This is a genomic window from Rhizobium sp. FG96 (assembly GCF_057808655.1).
The window spans coordinates 379,698-395,183 of sequence record NZ_JBMDIL010000003.1 but is presented as its reverse complement, the minus strand read 5'-3'; the positions used below and the strand labels follow the sequence as shown (position 1 = coordinate 395,183).

Here is a 15,486-nt window from a genome sequence, read left to right as displayed (position 1 = left end):
GGGGAGAAGGGAAAAAGCCGCAACGCCCCGGTTCCTCCTCTCCCCTCGGGGAGAGGGTGGCCGAGCGAAGCGGAAGCCCGGTGAGGGGGCCGCTGGCTCCGGCCATCGAGAAAGACCGCCCGCATGCCCGACAACAGTCGTGACACCGATGCCAGACCATCCCCGGACGCTCTCCTTGAGCGCGCCGAGCGGGAAACGCGCGGCCGTCTGAAAATCTTCCTCGGCGCCGCCCCCGGCGTCGGCAAGACTTACGAAATGCTGGTTTCCGGCCGGGCCAAGATCGCCGACGGCATGGATGTGGTGATCGGCGTCGTCGAGACGCATGGGCGCAAGGAAACCCAGGCGCTGCTGGCCGGCTTCGAGATCATCCCCCGGGTCAAGGTCGCCTATCGCGGCCAGGAGCTGGAGGAGATGGATCTCGACGGCATCCTGGCGCGCAAGCCTGATCTCGTTCTCGTCGATGAGCTGGCGCATACCAATGCCCAGGGCAGCCGGCATCCGAAACGTTATCTCGACGTCAAGGAGCTGCTCGACCGCGGCGTCGACGTCTATACGACGCTCAATATCCAGCATGTCGAGAGCCTGAACGACGTCGTCTCGCAGATCACCCGCATTCGAGTGCGCGAGACGGTGCCGGACTCGGTGATCGACATGGCCGACGATATCGAGATCATCGACCTGACGCCTGATGACCTGATCAAGCGGCTGCATGACGGCAAGGTCTATGTGGCGCGCACCGCCGAGCGGGCGCTCACCAACTATTTCACGCCGGGCAACCTGACGGCGCTCCGCGAGCTCGCCTTGCGCAAGACGGCGCAACGCGTCGATGACCAGCTGCTGACACATATGCAGGCGCATGCGATCCCCGGCCCGTGGGCGGCAGGCGAGCGGGTGCTGGTCTCGATCGATCATCATCCGCGTTCGGCCTCGCTGGTGCGCTATGCCGCCCGCATGGCCTCGCGGCTGCGCGCACCCTGGTCGGCCGTCTATATCGAGACCAACCGCTCGATCAGCCTTTCGGAAGAGCAGCGCGACACGATCGCCGCGACGCTCCGGCTTGCCGGCCAGCTCGGCGGCGAGGCGCTGACGCTGCCCGGCCGCGAAGTCACCGAAGAGCTGCTGCGTCATGCCAGCGCCAACAATGTCACCCACATCGTCATCGGCTCGCCGAAGAAGCCGACATGGCGCGAATGGCTGCAGCCTTCGGCGACAGACCAACTGATCCGTCAGGCCGGCGATATCAGCGTCCATGTCATATCGGGCAACGAGAAGGACCAGACCGCCCAGCGGGGCGTCAAGGCCGCCTCGACGGCGCCGCTGTTCGACCTGCGCGCCTATGTGCTGGCGACCGCCTATGTAGCGATCGCGCTTGGCGTCGGCGTCGTGCTCGATCAGGTGCTCGATGTCCGCAACCTTGCCCTCGTCTTCCTGATGGCGGTGCTGACTTCAGCGGTTCTCCATGGCCTGCGCCCGGCGCTCTACACCTGCATTATCAGCGCCCTCGCCTTCAATTTCTTCTTCCTGCCGCCGCGCTACACGCTGACGATCAGCGACCCCGAAAGCGTGCTGGCGCTCTTCTTCTTCCTCGGCGTCGCCATCATCGCCTCGAACCTGACCGCAACCGTGCAGCGCCAGGCTGCCGCCGCGCGCCAGAGGGCGCGCACCACTGAGGACCTCTATCTCTTTTCCAAGAAGCTCGCCGGAACCGGCACGCTCGACGACGTGCTCTGGGCGACCGCCTTCCAGATCGCCTCGATGCTCAAGGTCCGCGTCGTGCTGCTGCTGCCGGAAGACGGAGGCATTGCCGTCAAGGCCGGCTATCCGCCCGACGATACGCTCGATGACGCCGATATCGCGGCTGCGCGCTGGGCATGGGAGCACAATCACGCGGCCGGGCGCGGCGCCGATACTCTGCCCGGCGCCAAGCGCCTCTACGTGCCGCTGCGAACCGGCCGCACCGCCGTCGGCGTCATCGGCCTCGACAGCGACCGGCGCGACGGCCCGCTGCTGACGCCGGAGCAGCAGCGGCTGCTCGATGCGCTCGCCGATCAGGCAGCCCTCGCCATCGAGCGCGTCCAGCTCGTCGCCGATGTCGATCGCGCCAAGCTGGCGGCCGAAGCCGACCGGCTGCGCTCGGCGCTGCTGACCTCGATCTCGCACGACCTGAAGACGCCATTGGCCGCCATTCTCGGCGCGGCGGGGACGCTGCGCGACTATCTGAGCTCGATGCCGGAGGAAGACCGCAACGATCTCCTCTCCACGGTTGTCGACGAATCCGAGCGCCTCAACCGCTTCATCGCCAACCTGCTCGACATGACGAAGATCGAATCCGGCGCCATGGAGCCGAATTACGCGCTCCACTATGCCGGCGATATCGCCGGAAGCGCGCTGCGCCGCGCCGCCAAGATCCTCGAGCGCCACCGGACGGAGATGAACATCCCCGGTGATCTTCCCATGGTGAAGGTCGATCCGGTTCTTTTTGAGCAGGTGCTCTTCAATCTGCTCGACAACGCCGCCAAATATGCACCCGAGGGTTCGACGATCCGCATTCGCGGCTCTGCCGACGCCTTCAGCGTTGCGCTCGAAATCTCCGACGAAGGCCCCGGCATTCCGGAAGGCGATCTCAACCGCATCTTCGATACTTTCTACCGTGTCCGCAAAGGCGACCAGGTGCGTGCTGGAACCGGGCTCGGGCTCTCCATTTGCCGCGGTTTCATCGAGGCGATGGGCGGCACGATCACCGCCGGAAACAGGACGGACCGCTCTGGCGCCGTCTTCACCATTCGGCTTCCAAGACCTAACGACATTCTCAAACTGGATGAACTCAAATGAGCGGCTCGCCCATCAAGATCCTCGTCGTCGATGACGAGCCCCCTATCCGCAAGCTGCTGCGCGTCGGTCTGACGGCGCAGGGATATGAAGTGCACGAGGCGGCCAATGCGCTGGCGGCACGCGAATCCGTGGTCGATGACCTGCCGGATCTCGTCGTTCTTGATCTCGGCCTGCCGGACACGCCGGGTCACGACCTGCTGCAGGAATGGCGCGATGACGGGCTGACCATGCCCGTCGTCATCCTCTCCAGCCGCACCGATGAGGCCGGGATCGTCAAGGCGCTCGAAACCGGCGCCGACGACTATGTCACGAAACCCTTCGGCATTGCCGAACTTGGCGCCCGCATCCGCGTCGCGCTTCGCCACCGGCTGCAGCAGCAGGGCGAGAAGGCGATCTTCCAGACCGGCGGCCTGTCGATCGATATCGTCAAGCGCATCGTCAAGGTCGACGGCAAGGAGATCAAGCTGTCGCCGAAGGAGTACGACATCCTGCGTGTGCTCGCCCAGCATGCCGGCAAGGTGCTGACCCACCAGTTCCTGCTGAAGCAGGTCTGGGGACCGGCGGCCGATGTGCAATATCTGCGCGTCTATGTGCGGCAGCTGCGGCAAAAGGTCGAGCAGGTTCCGGACCAGCCGCACTATATTACGACAGAGACCGGGGTCGGCTACCGGCTTCGGGAACCGGACTGAGTGGTCCCGCCGCTTCTGCGAACATCTATGGAAATGACATGAATCTCGCTGATATCATCCTGCCGGAACACACCTTCATCGGCGTTTCCGCAGCAACCAAGTGGCGCGCCCTGCAGGCCATGGCGGAAAAGGCCGGCAAGGCCTTCGCGATCGAGGAGCAGCCGATCATCCGCGCGCTCGAAAGCCGCGAAAGCCTCGGCTCGACGGGGATCGGCAACGGCATCGCCGTTCCGCATGCGGCGATCCCCGGCATGACGAGCCCGCGCGGACTGCTCATCCGCTTCGCCCAGCCGCTCGATTTCGAGGCGATCGACGACATCAAGACCGATATCGCTTTCATGCTGCTCTTCGGCGAAAACAATCGCGGCGAGTATCTCAATGTGCTCGCCGCCATCGCCCGGCGCCTGCAAGCGCCTGGCGTGCTGGAATCGATGCGCAAGGCGCGCAGCGCCGATGAGCTCTATTCCGATTTCATCGCGGACTCGCGGCCCTAGTTAGAAGTCCCGCTGCAGACGCATAAAGCCGAAGATGCCGTCATCGCCGTCGTCTTCATCGCGATATTGCAGGCTGAGCTTGGCCTTCAGATCCTCGACGACCTTGTAGTCGACGGTCACGCCGGCCGCCCAGGCATCGCGGTTGCTGTATCCGCCGCCATCGGCAACGCCGTCGTCATCGGCATCGGCAATCACGTTGCCGAAATACTGGCAGCCCGGCGTCACCGCCCATTTGTCGGTCAGCTTGTATTCGTACTGGGCGCCGACGGTCCATTCGGATGCCTCGTAGTAATAGTTGATGCCGCTCGTCCAGACGCCATAGACGCCGAGCGTGCCGGGGCCGAGATCGGCATAGACAATGGCGCGGATCGCGACGTTGTTCTCGTCGGTGTCATAGCCTGCGAGCAGGTAGCCGGTCACGGCGCCGAACTTGCCGGAGAACTGGCTGGCGATGCCGAGATCGTTGCCGCCGAACGCGCCGGGCTCCGAGTGGATGTAGTTGGTGCCGACCTCGTCGAGCGAGATGCCGGCAGCAAAGTCACCGCTTTCGTATTGATAGCGGATCGAGTTCATCGTCGTCTCGTTGCTGGCGAGAATGTCGGTCTCGCCGGTCGCATCGTCGTCCCACCAGCTATATTGCTTGCCGACGCGGAAACCTGCGAGCTCCATGTAGCCTTCGTCGAGCGTCGGATCGTTTTCGCCGCCCTGATATTCGATGCGGTAGGTGATGACGCCGGTCAGCGTGCCGAATTCCGTATCGCTCTTCGAGCTGAAGGTCACCTGGGCGCGGTTGAAGAAGCTCCAGTCCTCGTCATTGTTGGCCGCATCGCCGAAGCGGACTTCGCTGCGGAGGTAACCGCCAATCGCCAGGCAGGTCTGAGTGCCCGGAATATAGAAATAGCCGCTGCCATAGGCATCGCAGACGCGGACATATTCGACTGGCTCGGGTTCGGCGGCGACGATGGCGTCGGCAGCGTGGGCGCCGGAAACGGCAGCAAGCACCGCGGCGGAGGCAAACAGGACGGTCTTGATATGCATGTCGATCGATCCCTTCGACAGGGTGGGGCAATGCCGCCGTTGCAGTCGGCAAGGCCTCATGTAGGAAGCGATCGGGCGAATGACCGTATTTGTTTCAGTTGGCCAACACCTATCTCATACCGTGTGCCATTATTAGCACACACGAGAGGGATGGCCGCCCCACAGGTCGCGCCCGGTAAGTCCGTTTCAGAAACTGAATGTAAATGAAACGACATTCCAGAAAGCAGCTCTTTAAACGGAAGAACTTTCGTTTCATTATACGACCAAGTTGATAGAGTTTACGCAGAAACGAAGGAGGTTTTCATGCAGTCAACTCGGATCACACGGCTTCTCGCCGCCGCGGTCTTCGCCGGCAGCTTAGCAATCGGCGCCGTTGCGCCGGCATTTGCCGACCAGCAGCTTCTCAATGTGTCCTACGACCCGACGCGTGAATTGTATAAGGATTTCAACGCCGCCTTCGCTGCCAAGTGGCAGAAGGATACCGGTGAAGCGGTCACCATCCAGGCCTCCCACGGCGGCTCCGGCGCGCAGGCCCGCTCGGTTATCGACGGTCTCGAAGCCGATGTCGTGACGCTCGCTCTCGAAGGCGATATCGACGCTATCGCCAAGGCGACCGGCAAGATCCCGACCGACTGGAAGACCAAGTTCCCGAACAACTCGACGCCTTACACCTCGACGATCGTCTTCCTTGTGCGCAAGGGCAATCCGAAGGGCATCAAGGACTGGGGCGATCTCGTCAAGGACGACGTCCAGGTCATCACCCCGAACCCGAAGACCTCGGGCGGCGCCCGCTGGAACTTCCTGGCGGCCTGGGCATGGGCCAAGCAGGCAAATGGCGGCGATGAAGGCAAGGCGCAGGAATATGTGACCCAGCTTCTGCAGCACGTTCCGGTTCTCGATACCGGTGCGCGCGGCGCTACCACCACCTTCGTCCAGCGCGGTCTCGGCGACGTTCTGCTGGCATGGGAAAACGAGGCCTATCTTTCGCTTGAGGAACTCGGCCCCGACCAGTTCGAGATCGTCACCCCGAGCTTCTCCATCCGCGCCGATCCGCCGGTCGCGATCGTTGACGGCAATGTCGACAAGAAGGGCACCCGCAAGGTTGCCGAGGCTTACCTCAATTATCTCTATTCGGACGAAGGCCAGAAAATTGCTGCCAAGCACTACTACCGTCCGATCAAGCCGGAAGCCGCCGACAAGGCAGATATCGCCCGCTTCCCCAATCTGAAGCTCGCCACCATTGACGACTTCGGCGGCTGGAAGGAAGCTCAGCCCAAGTTCTTCGCCGACGGCGGGGTATTTGACCAGATCTACAAGCCGGCCCAATAATAGAGTTCATGAACGCACATAGCCACGCGCGGTGGCGGTTCAAGCGGCCGAGTGTCATTCCGGGTTTCGGAATGGCGCTCGGCTTAACCTTGACCTGGCTCACCCTTCTGATCCTTATCCCGCTATCGGGCCTTGCATGGCGCTCGAGCGAGCTCGGCTGGGAGAAATTCCTGTCGATCGCGCTCGATCCGCGTACGGTCAATGCGCTTCGCATCAGCTTCGGCGGCGCCTTTGTCGCCGCCTGTATCAATGCCGTGTTCGGCGTCATCCTCGCCTGGGTTCTGGTGCGCTACCGCTTTCCCGGCAAGCGCATCATCGACGCCATGGTCGACCTTCCCTTCGCGCTGCCGACGGCAGTTGCCGGTATCGCGCTGACGACGCTCTACGCGCCGAACGGCTGGATCGGCCAGTTCCTGACGCCGCTCGGCATCAAGATCGCCTTCACCCCCGCCGGCATCGTCGTCGCCCTCATCTTCGTCGGCCTGCCCTTCGTGGTGCGCACAGTCCAGCCGGTCATGGAAGAGATCGACAGGGAGGTGGAGGAAGCCGCGGCGACGCTCGGCGCCAACCGTTTCCAGACGATCACCCGCGTCCTGCTGCCCGGCCTTGCGCCAGCGGTGCTGACGGGCTTTGCGCTCGCCTTTGCGCGTGGCGTCGGCGAATACGGCTCGGTCATCTTCATCGCCGGCAACCTGCCGTTCAAGTCCGAGATCGCGCCGCTTCTGATCGTCATCAAGCTCGAAGAGTATAATTACGCGGCCGCCACGGCGATCGCCGCCGTCATGCTCATCATCTCGTTCACCATGCTGCTCGTCATCAACCTGATCCAGAGCTGGCGCAGACGGAGGTACGGACATGGCGCTTGATACGGCCACCGCCGCTCCCAAAGTCCGCTCCGTTGTCACCGAAAGCCGGTTGGCGCGCTGGAGCCTGGTCTTCCTGTCGCTGCTCTTCCTGCTGCTGATGGTCTTCCTGCCGCTGGCGGCAGTCTTCGTCGAAGCCTTCCGCAAGGGCATCGTCGCCTTTTTCGAGGCGCTGCAGGATACGGAAACCTTCTCGGCGATCCGGCTGACGCTGATCGTCGCCGGCATCAGCGTGCCGCTGAACCTCGTCTTCGGCGTCGCCGCCGCCTGGGCGATCGCCAAGTTCGAGTTCAAGGGCAAGGCGTTCCTGACGACGCTGATCGACCTGCCCTTCTCGGTCTCGCCGGTTATTTCGGGCCTGGTCTTCGTGCTGCTGTTCGGCGCCAATACTTATCTCGGCAAATGGCTCGATGCCCACAGCATCAAGATCCTCTTCGCCGTTCCGGGCCTGGTGCTCGCCACCATGTTTGTCACCTTTCCCTTCGTTGCCCGCGAGCTGATCCCGCTGATGCAGGAACAGGGGACAGCGGATGAAGAGGCGGCGCTGTCGCTCGGCGCCAGCGGCTGGCAGACCTTCTGGCATGTCACGCTGCCGAACATCAAATGGGGTCTGCTCTACGGCGTGCTGCTCTGCAACGCGCGCGCCATGGGCGAATTCGGCGCCGTCTCGGTCGTCTCCGGCCATATCCGTGGCCAGACCAACACCATGCCGCTGCAGGTGGAAATCCTCTATAACGAGTATAATTTCACCGGCGCTTTCGCCGTCGCGACCCTGCTTGCCCTGCTTGCCCTTGTGACCCTTGTTTTGAAGACGCTGCTCGAAATGCGATACAGCGCGGAAATCGCCGCCAGCCGGCGGCACTGAAGGATTGAGAATGGAAGTTCGCGTTCAAAACATACGCAAGGAATTCGACCGGTTTCCGGCGCTCCACGACGTTTCGCTCGATATCCGCTCGGGCGAGCTGATCGCGCTGCTCGGCCCTTCCGGTTCCGGCAAGACGACATTGCTTCGCCTGATCGCAGGCCTCGAAAGCCCGACCGACGGCAAGGTGTTCTTCGGCGACGAAGATGCCTCGAAGAAGACCGTACAGCAGCGCAATATCGGCTTCGTCTTCCAGCATTACGCGCTGTTCCGCCACATGACGGTGCTCGACAATGTCGCCTTCGGCCTCAAGGTCCGCAGCGGCGCGCGCCGTCCGCCGAAGGCCGAGATCCGCAAGCGGGCGCTCGAGCTGCTCGACCTCGTGCAGCTTTCCGGCCTTGAGAAGCGTTATCCGGCGCAGCTATCCGGCGGCCAGCGCCAGCGCGTAGCGCTCGCCCGCGCCATGGCGGTCGAGCCGAACGTGCTGCTGCTCGACGAGCCCTTCGGCGCGCTCGACGCCCAGGTTCGCAAGGACCTGCGCAAATGGCTTCGCGAAATCCATGACCGCACCGGCCATACGACCGTCTTCGTCACCCACGACCAGGACGAGGCGATGGAACTCGCCGACCGCGTCGTCGTCATGAGCCAGGGTGCGATCGAGCAGGTCGGCACGCCGGATGAAGTCTACGACCGGCCAAACTCACCCTTCGTCTTCGGCTTCGTCGGCCAGTCCAACTGTCTGAACGTAAAGATCGCCAATGGCGACATTCTGTTCGAGGGCCGCACGCTCGGCCTGAAGGCGGATGGGGAGCCTGATGGCGAGGCCCAGCTCTACTTCCGCCCGCACGACATCGAACTGCTGGACGCAAATCGCGGCGGCATTCCCGGCAAGCTGGCCTCCAGCCGCCGCGTTGCCGGAACACGGCATATCGAAATCGATATCGGTACCGCGCATCAGCATATCGAGCTGGAAGTTCCGCCCTCGCACACCGAGGTCCTCGACAGCAAGCATATCGCTTTCCGGCCGACGCGCTGGAAGCTGTTCCGGAAGGACTGACCCCTCTACGCCGTCATGCTCGGGCTTGTCGCGAGCATCCGCAACGGCTGCGGGCGGCAAGACCGCCCGCTCTCACATTCAATAGACTTCCGGAACATACATGTCCGGCGGAACCGGAACGCGCGAGTAATCGTCGTGACGTACGCGCGGCGGCAGGACGATGTGATCCTTCGGCACGTCCTCATAGGGGATCTGCTTCAAGAGGTGGTTGATCATGTTGAGGCGGGCGCGCTTCTTGTCGACGGCCTGAACGACCCACCACGGCGCCTCGGGGATGTGGGTATATTCCAGCATCTCTTCCTTGGCCTTGGTGTATTCTTCCCAATGCACGCGGCTTTCGAGGTCCATCGGCGACAGCTTCCACTGCTTCAGCGGATCCTGGATGCGCATGCGGAAGCGGAACTCCTGCTCCTCGTCGGTGATCGAGAACCAGTATTTGACGAGGATGATGCCGGAGCGCACCAGCATGCGCTCGAATTCCGGAACCGAACGGAAGAACTCGTCGAGTTCATCCTTGGTGCAGAAACCCATCACACGCTCGACGCCGGCACGGTTGTACCAGCTGCGGTCGAAGAGCGCCATTTCGCCTGCCGACGGCAGATGCGGGACATAGCGCTGGAAATACCACTGGTTCCGCTCACGCTCGGTCGGCGCCGGAAGTGCGACGACGCGGCAGACGCGCGGGTTCAGACGCTGCGTGACACGCTTGATGGCACCGCCCTTGCCGGCTGAATCGCGGCCTTCGAAAAGCACGACGACCTTCAGCTTCTTGTGCTGCACCCAGTCCTGCAGCTTCACCAGCTCGTGCTGGAGACGGAAGAGCTCGCGGAAATAGGTCTTGCGGTCGAGCACATCCTCAAGGCCGCCAGGCATGTTTTCGGCGACCAGCTCGTCGAGCCGGTCCTCCTCCATCTGCATTTCCAGTTCCTCGTCGAAACTGTCTGCAATCTCATCCTTGATGCGGCGGAGCTGGTCGATTTCTTCCTGAGTCATGGTCCTGTCCCTCTGATCGGCGCCACATCAACAGGGTTTGACGACAGTAATGTGACAATGCGAGCCGCGCGAGGAAGGCCGCCGGAGATACCGCAAAGTTCTGTCACGCAAGGTTCACGGGGCGGACGTAGTTTTGGTTGCTTTTCCATGAAAGGACAAGGACATGGCTGATATTGCCCCCGATCACCTGTTGCCTGAGTCCGGTAAGCACCCGCTGCATTCGTCGAGTGCAGGCAAGTGGTTCGTGCCGGTCTTTATCGTCATTCTTCTCTGCGGCCTTGGATATGTCGCCTATGCGCTCGGCCGCGATCTGACCGAAGCCTCCGCGGTTCCGTGGATCCTGCTTGGCCTTGCGCTGCTAATTGCGCTCGGCTTCGAGTTCGTCAACGGCTTCCATGATACAGCTAACGCCGTCGCCACCGTTATCTACACGCGCTCGATGCCCGCCGAGCTCGCCGTCATCTGGTCCGGCTTCTTCAATTTCTTGGGCGTGCTGACATCGACGGGCGCCGTGGCCTTCGGGATTCTGGCACTCCTGCCGGTCGAGCTCATCCTGCAGGTCGGCTCGGGATCGGGCCTTGCGATGGTCTTTGCGCTGTTGATCGCCGCGATCTTCTGGAACCTCGGCACCTGGTATCTCGGCCTGCCCTCCTCCAGCTCGCACACGCTCGTTGGCTCGATCATCGGCGTCGGCCTCGCCAACCAGTTTCTCGCCCCGGCGGGAAGCGCGACCAGCGGCGTCGACTGGTCGCAGGCGACCAATATCGGCCTGTCGCTGCTGATTTCTCCGCTGATCGGCTTCGCTCTCTCGGCCGTGCTTCTCCTCGTCATGAAGTTCCTTGTGCGCAAGAAGGAGCTCTATGAGGAGCCGAAGGGCAACCAGCCACCGCCGCTCTGGATCCGGGCAATCCTGATCTTCACCTGCACGGGCGTGAGCTTCGCCCATGGCTCCAACGACGGGCAGAAGGGCATGGGCCTGATCATGCTCATCCTGATCGGCCTCGTGCCGACGGCCTTCGCGCTGAACCGGACGCCCGATGTCAACTACCTCGAAGCCTACAAGCAGGCCTCGGCCCAGGTCGAAACCGCGCTCGGCAAATATGTAAAGCCGGGCGTGACTGTGACCGACTACAAGGCCGAGGTCAGCAATGCGGTGAAGACCAAGACGTGGACGGACGCGACGACGCCTGCCCTGCAGCAATATATCCACCAGACGAGCGCCGAAGTCGCCGGTTTCCCGACGGTCGAGGCCGTTCCGACCAACATCGTCGGTAACGTTCGCAACGACATCTATCTCATCGGTGAATCGCTGAAGCTGATCGACAAGCAGAAGCTGCTGCCAATGGATGCCGCCGATCTGCAGGCTGTCACCAACTACCACAAGGCCGTCGACAACGCGACGAAGTTCATCCCGCTCTGGGTCAAGGTCGCCGTCGCACTCGCCCTCGGCCTCGGCACCATGGTCGGCTGGAAGCGCATCGTCGTCACCGTCGGCGAGAAGATCGGCAAGACGCATTTGACCTATGGCCAGGGCGCCGCCGCCGAAGTCGTCGCCATGGTCACGATCGGCGCGGCAGACCATCTCGGCCTGCCGGTCTCGACGACGCATGTGCTCTCATCCGGCGTTGCCGGGACGATGGCGGCCAACGGTTCCGGCCTGCAATGGTCGACCGTCCGCAACATGCTGATGGCATGGGTGCTGACGCTGCCGGCCTCGATCGCCATCGCCTTCGTGCTCTTCATCATCCTTCGCCAGGTCTTCTAAGGCTCCTGACGAAGGAAAACCGCGACAAATGCTGCGGCGCATGATAAGCGCGCCGCAGCTTCTTATCAGGTACCCGCTTTCCCATGATCCGCATCGAAAATATCAGCAAGCAGAACAGCCACCGCATTCTCTATCTCGAGGCATCCGCCGCGCTCAACAAGGGCGAGAAGATCGGCCTCGTCGGCCCGAACGGCGCCGGCAAGACGACGCTGTTCCGCATGATCACCGGCGACGAGACGCCGGATGAAGGCCAGATCTCCGTCGAGAAGGGCATGACCGTCGGCTATTTCAACCAGGATGTCGGCGAGATGTCCGGCCGCAGCGCCGTTGCCGAAGTCATGGAAGGCGCCGGCCCCGTCAGCGAAGTCGCCGCCGAACTGCGCGATCTCGAAGCCGCCATGTCCGACCCCGACCGCATGGACGAGATGGACGCGATCATCGAGCGCTACGGCGAAGTGCAGGCCCGCTACGAAGAGCTCGACGGCTACGCGCTGGAAGGCCGCGCCCGCGAAGTGCTGGACGGTCTGAGCTTCACCCAGGAAATGATGGACGGCGATGTCGGCAAGTTGTCCGGCGGCTGGAAAATGCGCGTGGCGCTCGCCCGCATCCTGCTGATGCGCCCGGACGTGATGCTGCTCGACGAACCGTCGAACCATCTCGATCTCGAAAGCCTGATCTGGCTCGAAGACTTCCTGAAGAATTTCGACGGCGCGCTGCTGATGACCTCGCACGACCGCGAATTCCTCAACCGCATCGTCACCAAGATCATCGAAATCGACGCCGGTTCGCTCAACAGCTACTCGGGCGACTACGCCTTCTACGAAAACCAGCGGGCGCAGAACGAGAAGCAGCAGCAGGCGCAGTTCGAGCGCCAGCAGGCGATGCTCGCCAAGGAAATCAAGTTCATCGAGCGCTTCAAGGCCCGCGCGTCACACGCAGCGCAAGTGCAGAGCCGCGTCAAGAAGCTCGACAAGATCGAACGCGTCGAGCCGCCGCGCCGCCGCCAGACCGTCGCCTTCGAATTCCTGCCCGCACCGCGCTCGGGCGAAGACGTCATCAACATCAAGAACGTTCACAAGAAATACGGCAGCCGCAGTATCTATGAAGGCCTGGACTTCATGGTCCGCCGCAAGGAGCGCTGGTGCATCATGGGCGTCAACGGCGCCGGCAAATCGACGCTCCTGAAGCTCGTTGCCGGTTCGACTGACCCCGATCAGGGCAGCGTCGCGCTCGGCGCCAGCGTCAAGATGGGCTATTTCGCCCAGCACGCCATGGACCTGCTCGATGGCGAGCGCACGGTCCTCGAATGGCTGGAGGATTCCTTCCCGCTCGCCGGCCAGGCACCGCTTCGCGCGTTGGCAGGCTGCTTCGGCTTCTCGGGTGACGATGTCGAGAAGAAGTGCCGCGTGCTCTCGGGCGGCGAAAAGGCCCGCCTGGTCATGGCCAAGATGCTGTTCGACCCGCCGAACCTGCTGGTCCTCGACGAACCGACCAACCACCTCGACCTCGACACCAAGGAAATGCTGATCAAGGCGCTCGCCGATTACGAAGGCACCATGCTCTTCGTCTCGCACGACCGCCACTTCCTGGCAGCACTCTCCAACCGCGTGCTGGAACTGACCCCTGACGGCATCCACCAGTATGGCGGCGGCTATACCGAGTATGTCGAGCGCACCGGCCAGGAAGCGCCGGGTCTGCGGAGCTAATTTCGCGCTCGGAGCGAGATCGTGTGGTGGCGCAAATGCCCGCGATAGATCTCGCAGATCGCAAAGGAGGGAGCGTCGGTCAGCGCAGGCGTTGGCCTGCCCTCAAGCAGAAGCGGATTGGGCTCGCAGAGCGAGCCGCAGATGTGAACTGGCGTGGTGCCTAGCCTGCCGGAAACAGGGCGGTGAACGTGTCCGCATAATATTGCCAGCACGGCGCTGTTCGCACCTCCCAAAACCTCGGCAAGCGCATCCGCTTTTCTGCACATCATCGCGTCCAGCAGCGCGATACCCGTCTCGACCGGCGGCTGATGCATGAAGATCATGGAAGGTGCGTTCGCGGCCGCTAGCGCGTTTTGCAGCCAGGCAAGATGGGGAGCCGCGTCTCCATGGCTGGCACCGGGTACGGTGACATCGAGACCGAGGAATGTGAGGCCTGCCTGGGCACAGCTGAAATGCATCGGCTGGCCCGCGGCACAGAACTCCGGCAATTCACGAGACATCATCTCCTGGCAATCACTGTTTCCGGGTAGGACATGGACCGCGCAATCGAGGCCTCGCAGCATATCGCCCACCGCCCGGTAGCCTTCCCGCCATCCATCATCGACGAGGTCGCCGGTTATGACGACGAGATCGGGGCGCAGGCCATGGATCCACCCCACAGCGTCGCCAAGCCGGTCGAGACCCGTTGAATGCGGGCTTGCGTGGATGTCGGATATCTGGGCCAAAAGCATTGCACTCTCCGGTCGGCTGAAACCGGAGAGTGCAACATGCGTTTCAAAGCTGCAACTGCGTACGTCAGCTGGCCCGGTTGCCCGCTTCGTCGAAGACATGCAGGTGCTGTGCCGGGAAGGTGACGTTGACCTTCGGTCCGGCCGAGAGCGCCTCGCGGTTCAGCGTGAAGACCTTGAACGGCAGGCCGTGCAGCGACAGGTGCAGGATGATGCCGAAGCCGGTTGGTTCGATGAGTTCGACATCGGCGCTCATGCCGTTGCCGTCGGATGACATGACGACATGCTCGGGGCGGATGCCGAGCGTGACCTTTGCGCCGTTGGCAACGGATAGCGGTGCAGAAAGCGGGACGATCGTGCCGTCCTTCAGCTTTACGCCGCCATTCTCATAGGTCGCGTCGAGGAAGTTCATGCCCGGAGAGCCGATGAAGCCGGCGACGAACAGGTTTGCAGGGCGGTCGTAAAGTTCCAGCGGGCTGCCGACCTGCTGCACGACGCCGCCATGCATGGCGACGATGCGGTCGGCGAGCGTCATGGCTTCGATCTGGTCGTGGGTGACGTAGATCGAGGTTGCCTTCAGGTCGCCATGCAGTTTCTTGATCTCGGCGCGCATCTGTTCGCGCAGGCGCGCATCGAGGTTCGACAACGGTTCGTCGAACAGGAAGGCCTTCGGCTGGCGCACGATGGCGCGGCCCATGGCGACGCGCTGGCGTTGGCCGCCAGAGAGAGCCTTCGGACGGCGCTCCAGCAGCGGATCGAGGCCGAGCTTGGAGGCTGCGGAGCCGACGGCGCTGGCGATCTTTTCCTTGGCCGTCTTCCGGAGCTTCAGGCTGTAGCTCATGTTGCCCGCGACATTCATATGCGGATAGAGCGCATAGGACTGGAACACCATGGCGATGTCGCGATCCTTCGGGTGCAGATCGTTGACGCGATTGCCGCCGATGCGGATCTCGCCGCCGGAGATGTCCTCGAGACCGGCGATCATGCGCAGCAGCGTGGACTTGCCGCAGCCGGACGGGCCGACGAGGACGACGAATTCGCCGTCGCCGATCTTGAGGTCGACATCGTGCAGCACCTGCACATGGCCATAGGCCTTCTTGACGTTCTGGATATCGATCGATGCCATGTGT

General features: G+C 62.8%; 13 protein-coding genes. 9 read left to right on the top strand and 4 right to left on the bottom strand.

The features are described 5' to 3' along the window. The first annotated feature begins 123 nt into the window (after nucleotides 1-123). The 3 genes from ACODR6_RS08090 to ACODR6_RS08080 are packed head-to-tail and all read left to right on the top strand — an operon-like array spanning nucleotide 124 to nucleotide 4,015. On the top strand, nucleotides 124-2,832 hold the full coding sequence (locus ACODR6_RS08090) for a DUF4118 domain-containing protein (RefSeq protein WP_489022090.1): 2,709 nt from the start codon (nucleotides 124-126) through the stop codon (nucleotides 2,830-2,832). Further along, on the top strand, nucleotides 2,829-3,521 hold the full coding sequence (locus ACODR6_RS08085; RefSeq protein WP_112711018.1) for a response regulator transcription factor: 693 nt from the start codon (nucleotides 2,829-2,831) through the stop codon (nucleotides 3,519-3,521). Before ACODR6_RS08090 ends, ACODR6_RS08085 begins: the two co-directional genes overlap by 4 nt. Nucleotides 3,522-3,559: 38 nt before the next feature. Continuing rightward, entirely contained in the window at nucleotides 3,560-4,015 is a 456-nt protein-coding gene (locus ACODR6_RS08080; RefSeq protein ID WP_489022087.1) for a PTS sugar transporter subunit IIA, read from the top strand. On the opposite strand, the gene ACODR6_RS08075 is transcribed toward ACODR6_RS08080, so the two are convergent. Next, nucleotides 4,016-5,053, bottom strand: a complete 1,038-nt coding sequence (locus tag ACODR6_RS08075) for a porin (RefSeq protein ID WP_489022085.1) — start codon at nucleotides 5,051-5,053, stop codon at nucleotides 4,016-4,018. A 303-nt stretch (nucleotides 5,054-5,356) separates the two neighbouring features. Between ACODR6_RS08075 and ACODR6_RS08070 the strand changes: the two genes are divergently transcribed. The 4 genes from ACODR6_RS08070 to ACODR6_RS08055 are packed head-to-tail and all read left to right on the top strand — an operon-like array spanning nucleotide 5,357 to nucleotide 9,164. Continuing rightward, on the top strand, nucleotides 5,357-6,382 hold the full coding sequence (locus tag ACODR6_RS08070; RefSeq protein WP_489022083.1) for a sulfate ABC transporter substrate-binding protein: 1,026 nt from the start codon (nucleotides 5,357-5,359) through the stop codon (nucleotides 6,380-6,382). Between the two features lie 8 nt (nucleotides 6,383-6,390). Next, nucleotides 6,391-7,248 (top strand): sulfate ABC transporter permease subunit CysT, encoded by an 858-nt coding sequence (gene cysT, locus ACODR6_RS08065; RefSeq protein WP_130281306.1) that lies wholly within the window; start codon nucleotides 6,391-6,393, stop codon nucleotides 7,246-7,248. Next, on the top strand, nucleotides 7,238-8,110 hold the full coding sequence (gene cysW, locus ACODR6_RS08060; RefSeq protein WP_489022081.1) for a sulfate ABC transporter permease subunit CysW: 873 nt from the start codon (nucleotides 7,238-7,240) through the stop codon (nucleotides 8,108-8,110). The genes cysT and cysW overlap by 11 nt, the downstream gene beginning before the upstream one ends. 10 nt (nucleotides 8,111-8,120) lie before the next feature. Then, entirely contained in the window at nucleotides 8,121-9,164 is a 1,044-nt protein-coding gene (locus ACODR6_RS08055; RefSeq protein WP_203430796.1) for a sulfate/molybdate ABC transporter ATP-binding protein, read from the top strand. Nucleotides 9,165-9,242: 78 nt separating this feature from the next. Here the strand turns inward: ACODR6_RS08055 and ppk2 are convergent, their stop codons facing one another. Next, nucleotides 9,243-10,157, bottom strand: a complete 915-nt coding sequence (ppk2, locus tag ACODR6_RS08050) for a polyphosphate kinase 2 (protein WP_203430795.1) — start codon at nucleotides 10,155-10,157, stop codon at nucleotides 9,243-9,245. 163 nt (nucleotides 10,158-10,320) lie between these two features. On the opposite strand from ppk2, the gene ACODR6_RS08045 reads away from it, so the two are divergent. Together ACODR6_RS08045 and ACODR6_RS08040 are read left to right on the top strand one after the other, a co-directional pair. Then, the gene (locus tag ACODR6_RS08045) at nucleotides 10,321-11,922 is read left to right on the top strand and encodes an inorganic phosphate transporter (RefSeq protein WP_489022078.1); all 1,602 of its coding nucleotides are present in this window, start codon (nucleotides 10,321-10,323) and stop codon (nucleotides 11,920-11,922) included. A gap of 83 nt (nucleotides 11,923-12,005) precedes the next feature. Next, a complete protein-coding gene (locus ACODR6_RS08040; protein WP_112711314.1) occupies nucleotides 12,006-13,628 on the top strand; it encodes an ABC-F family ATP-binding cassette domain-containing protein in 1,623 nt (540 codons plus the stop codon). On the opposite strand, the gene ACODR6_RS08035 is transcribed toward ACODR6_RS08040, so the two are convergent. Together ACODR6_RS08035 and ACODR6_RS08030 are read right to left on the bottom strand one after the other, a co-directional pair. Further along, nucleotides 13,625-14,359 carry a metallophosphoesterase gene (locus tag ACODR6_RS08035; protein WP_489022231.1) on the bottom strand — a complete coding sequence of 245 codons (735 nt, stop codon included), beginning with the start codon at nucleotides 14,357-14,359 and terminating at the stop codon, nucleotides 13,625-13,627. The two genes, ACODR6_RS08040 and ACODR6_RS08035, sit on opposite strands and share 4 nt — an antisense overlap. A gap of 64 nt (nucleotides 14,360-14,423) precedes the next feature. Further along, nucleotides 14,424-15,482 carry an ABC transporter ATP-binding protein gene (locus tag ACODR6_RS08030; RefSeq protein WP_112711027.1) on the bottom strand — a complete coding sequence of 353 codons (1,059 nt, stop codon included), beginning with the start codon at nucleotides 15,480-15,482 and terminating at the stop codon, nucleotides 14,424-14,426. Nucleotides 15,483-15,486 lie beyond the last annotated feature (4 nt).

Excerpts from the sequence above, each read along its gene's own strand:
- cysT (WP_130281306.1), top strand. The coding sequence starts at position 6,391 with ATGAACGCACATAGCCACGCGCGGTGGCGGTTCAAGCGGCCGAGTGTC.
- ACODR6_RS08070 (WP_489022083.1), top strand. The coding sequence starts at position 5,357 with ATGCAGTCAACTCGGATCACACGGCTTCTCGCCGCCGCGGTCTTCGCC.
- ACODR6_RS08035 (WP_489022231.1), bottom strand. The coding sequence starts at position 14,359 with ATGCTTTTGGCCCAGATATCCGACATCCACGCAAGCCCGCATTCAACG.
- ACODR6_RS08040 (WP_112711314.1), top strand. The coding sequence starts at position 12,006 with ATGATCCGCATCGAAAATATCAGCAAGCAGAACAGCCACCGCATTCTC.
- ACODR6_RS08030 (WP_112711027.1), bottom strand. The coding sequence starts at position 15,482 with ATGGCATCGATCGATATCCAGAACGTCAAGAAGGCCTATGGCCATGTG.
- ACODR6_RS08080 (WP_489022087.1), top strand. The coding sequence starts at position 3,560 with ATGAATCTCGCTGATATCATCCTGCCGGAACACACCTTCATCGGCGTT.
- cysW (WP_489022081.1), top strand. The coding sequence starts at position 7,238 with ATGGCGCTTGATACGGCCACCGCCGCTCCCAAAGTCCGCTCCGTTGTC.
- ACODR6_RS08055 (WP_203430796.1), top strand. The coding sequence starts at position 8,121 with ATGGAAGTTCGCGTTCAAAACATACGCAAGGAATTCGACCGGTTTCCG.
- ACODR6_RS08085 (WP_112711018.1), top strand. The coding sequence starts at position 2,829 with ATGAGCGGCTCGCCCATCAAGATCCTCGTCGTCGATGACGAGCCCCCT.
- ACODR6_RS08075 (WP_489022085.1), bottom strand. The coding sequence starts at position 5,053 with ATGCATATCAAGACCGTCCTGTTTGCCTCCGCCGCGGTGCTTGCTGCC.
- ACODR6_RS08090 (WP_489022090.1), top strand. The coding sequence starts at position 124 with ATGCCCGACAACAGTCGTGACACCGATGCCAGACCATCCCCGGACGCT.
- ppk2 (WP_203430795.1), bottom strand. The coding sequence starts at position 10,157 with ATGACTCAGGAAGAAATCGACCAGCTCCGCCGCATCAAGGATGAGATT.
- ACODR6_RS08045 (WP_489022078.1), top strand. The coding sequence starts at position 10,321 with ATGGCTGATATTGCCCCCGATCACCTGTTGCCTGAGTCCGGTAAGCAC.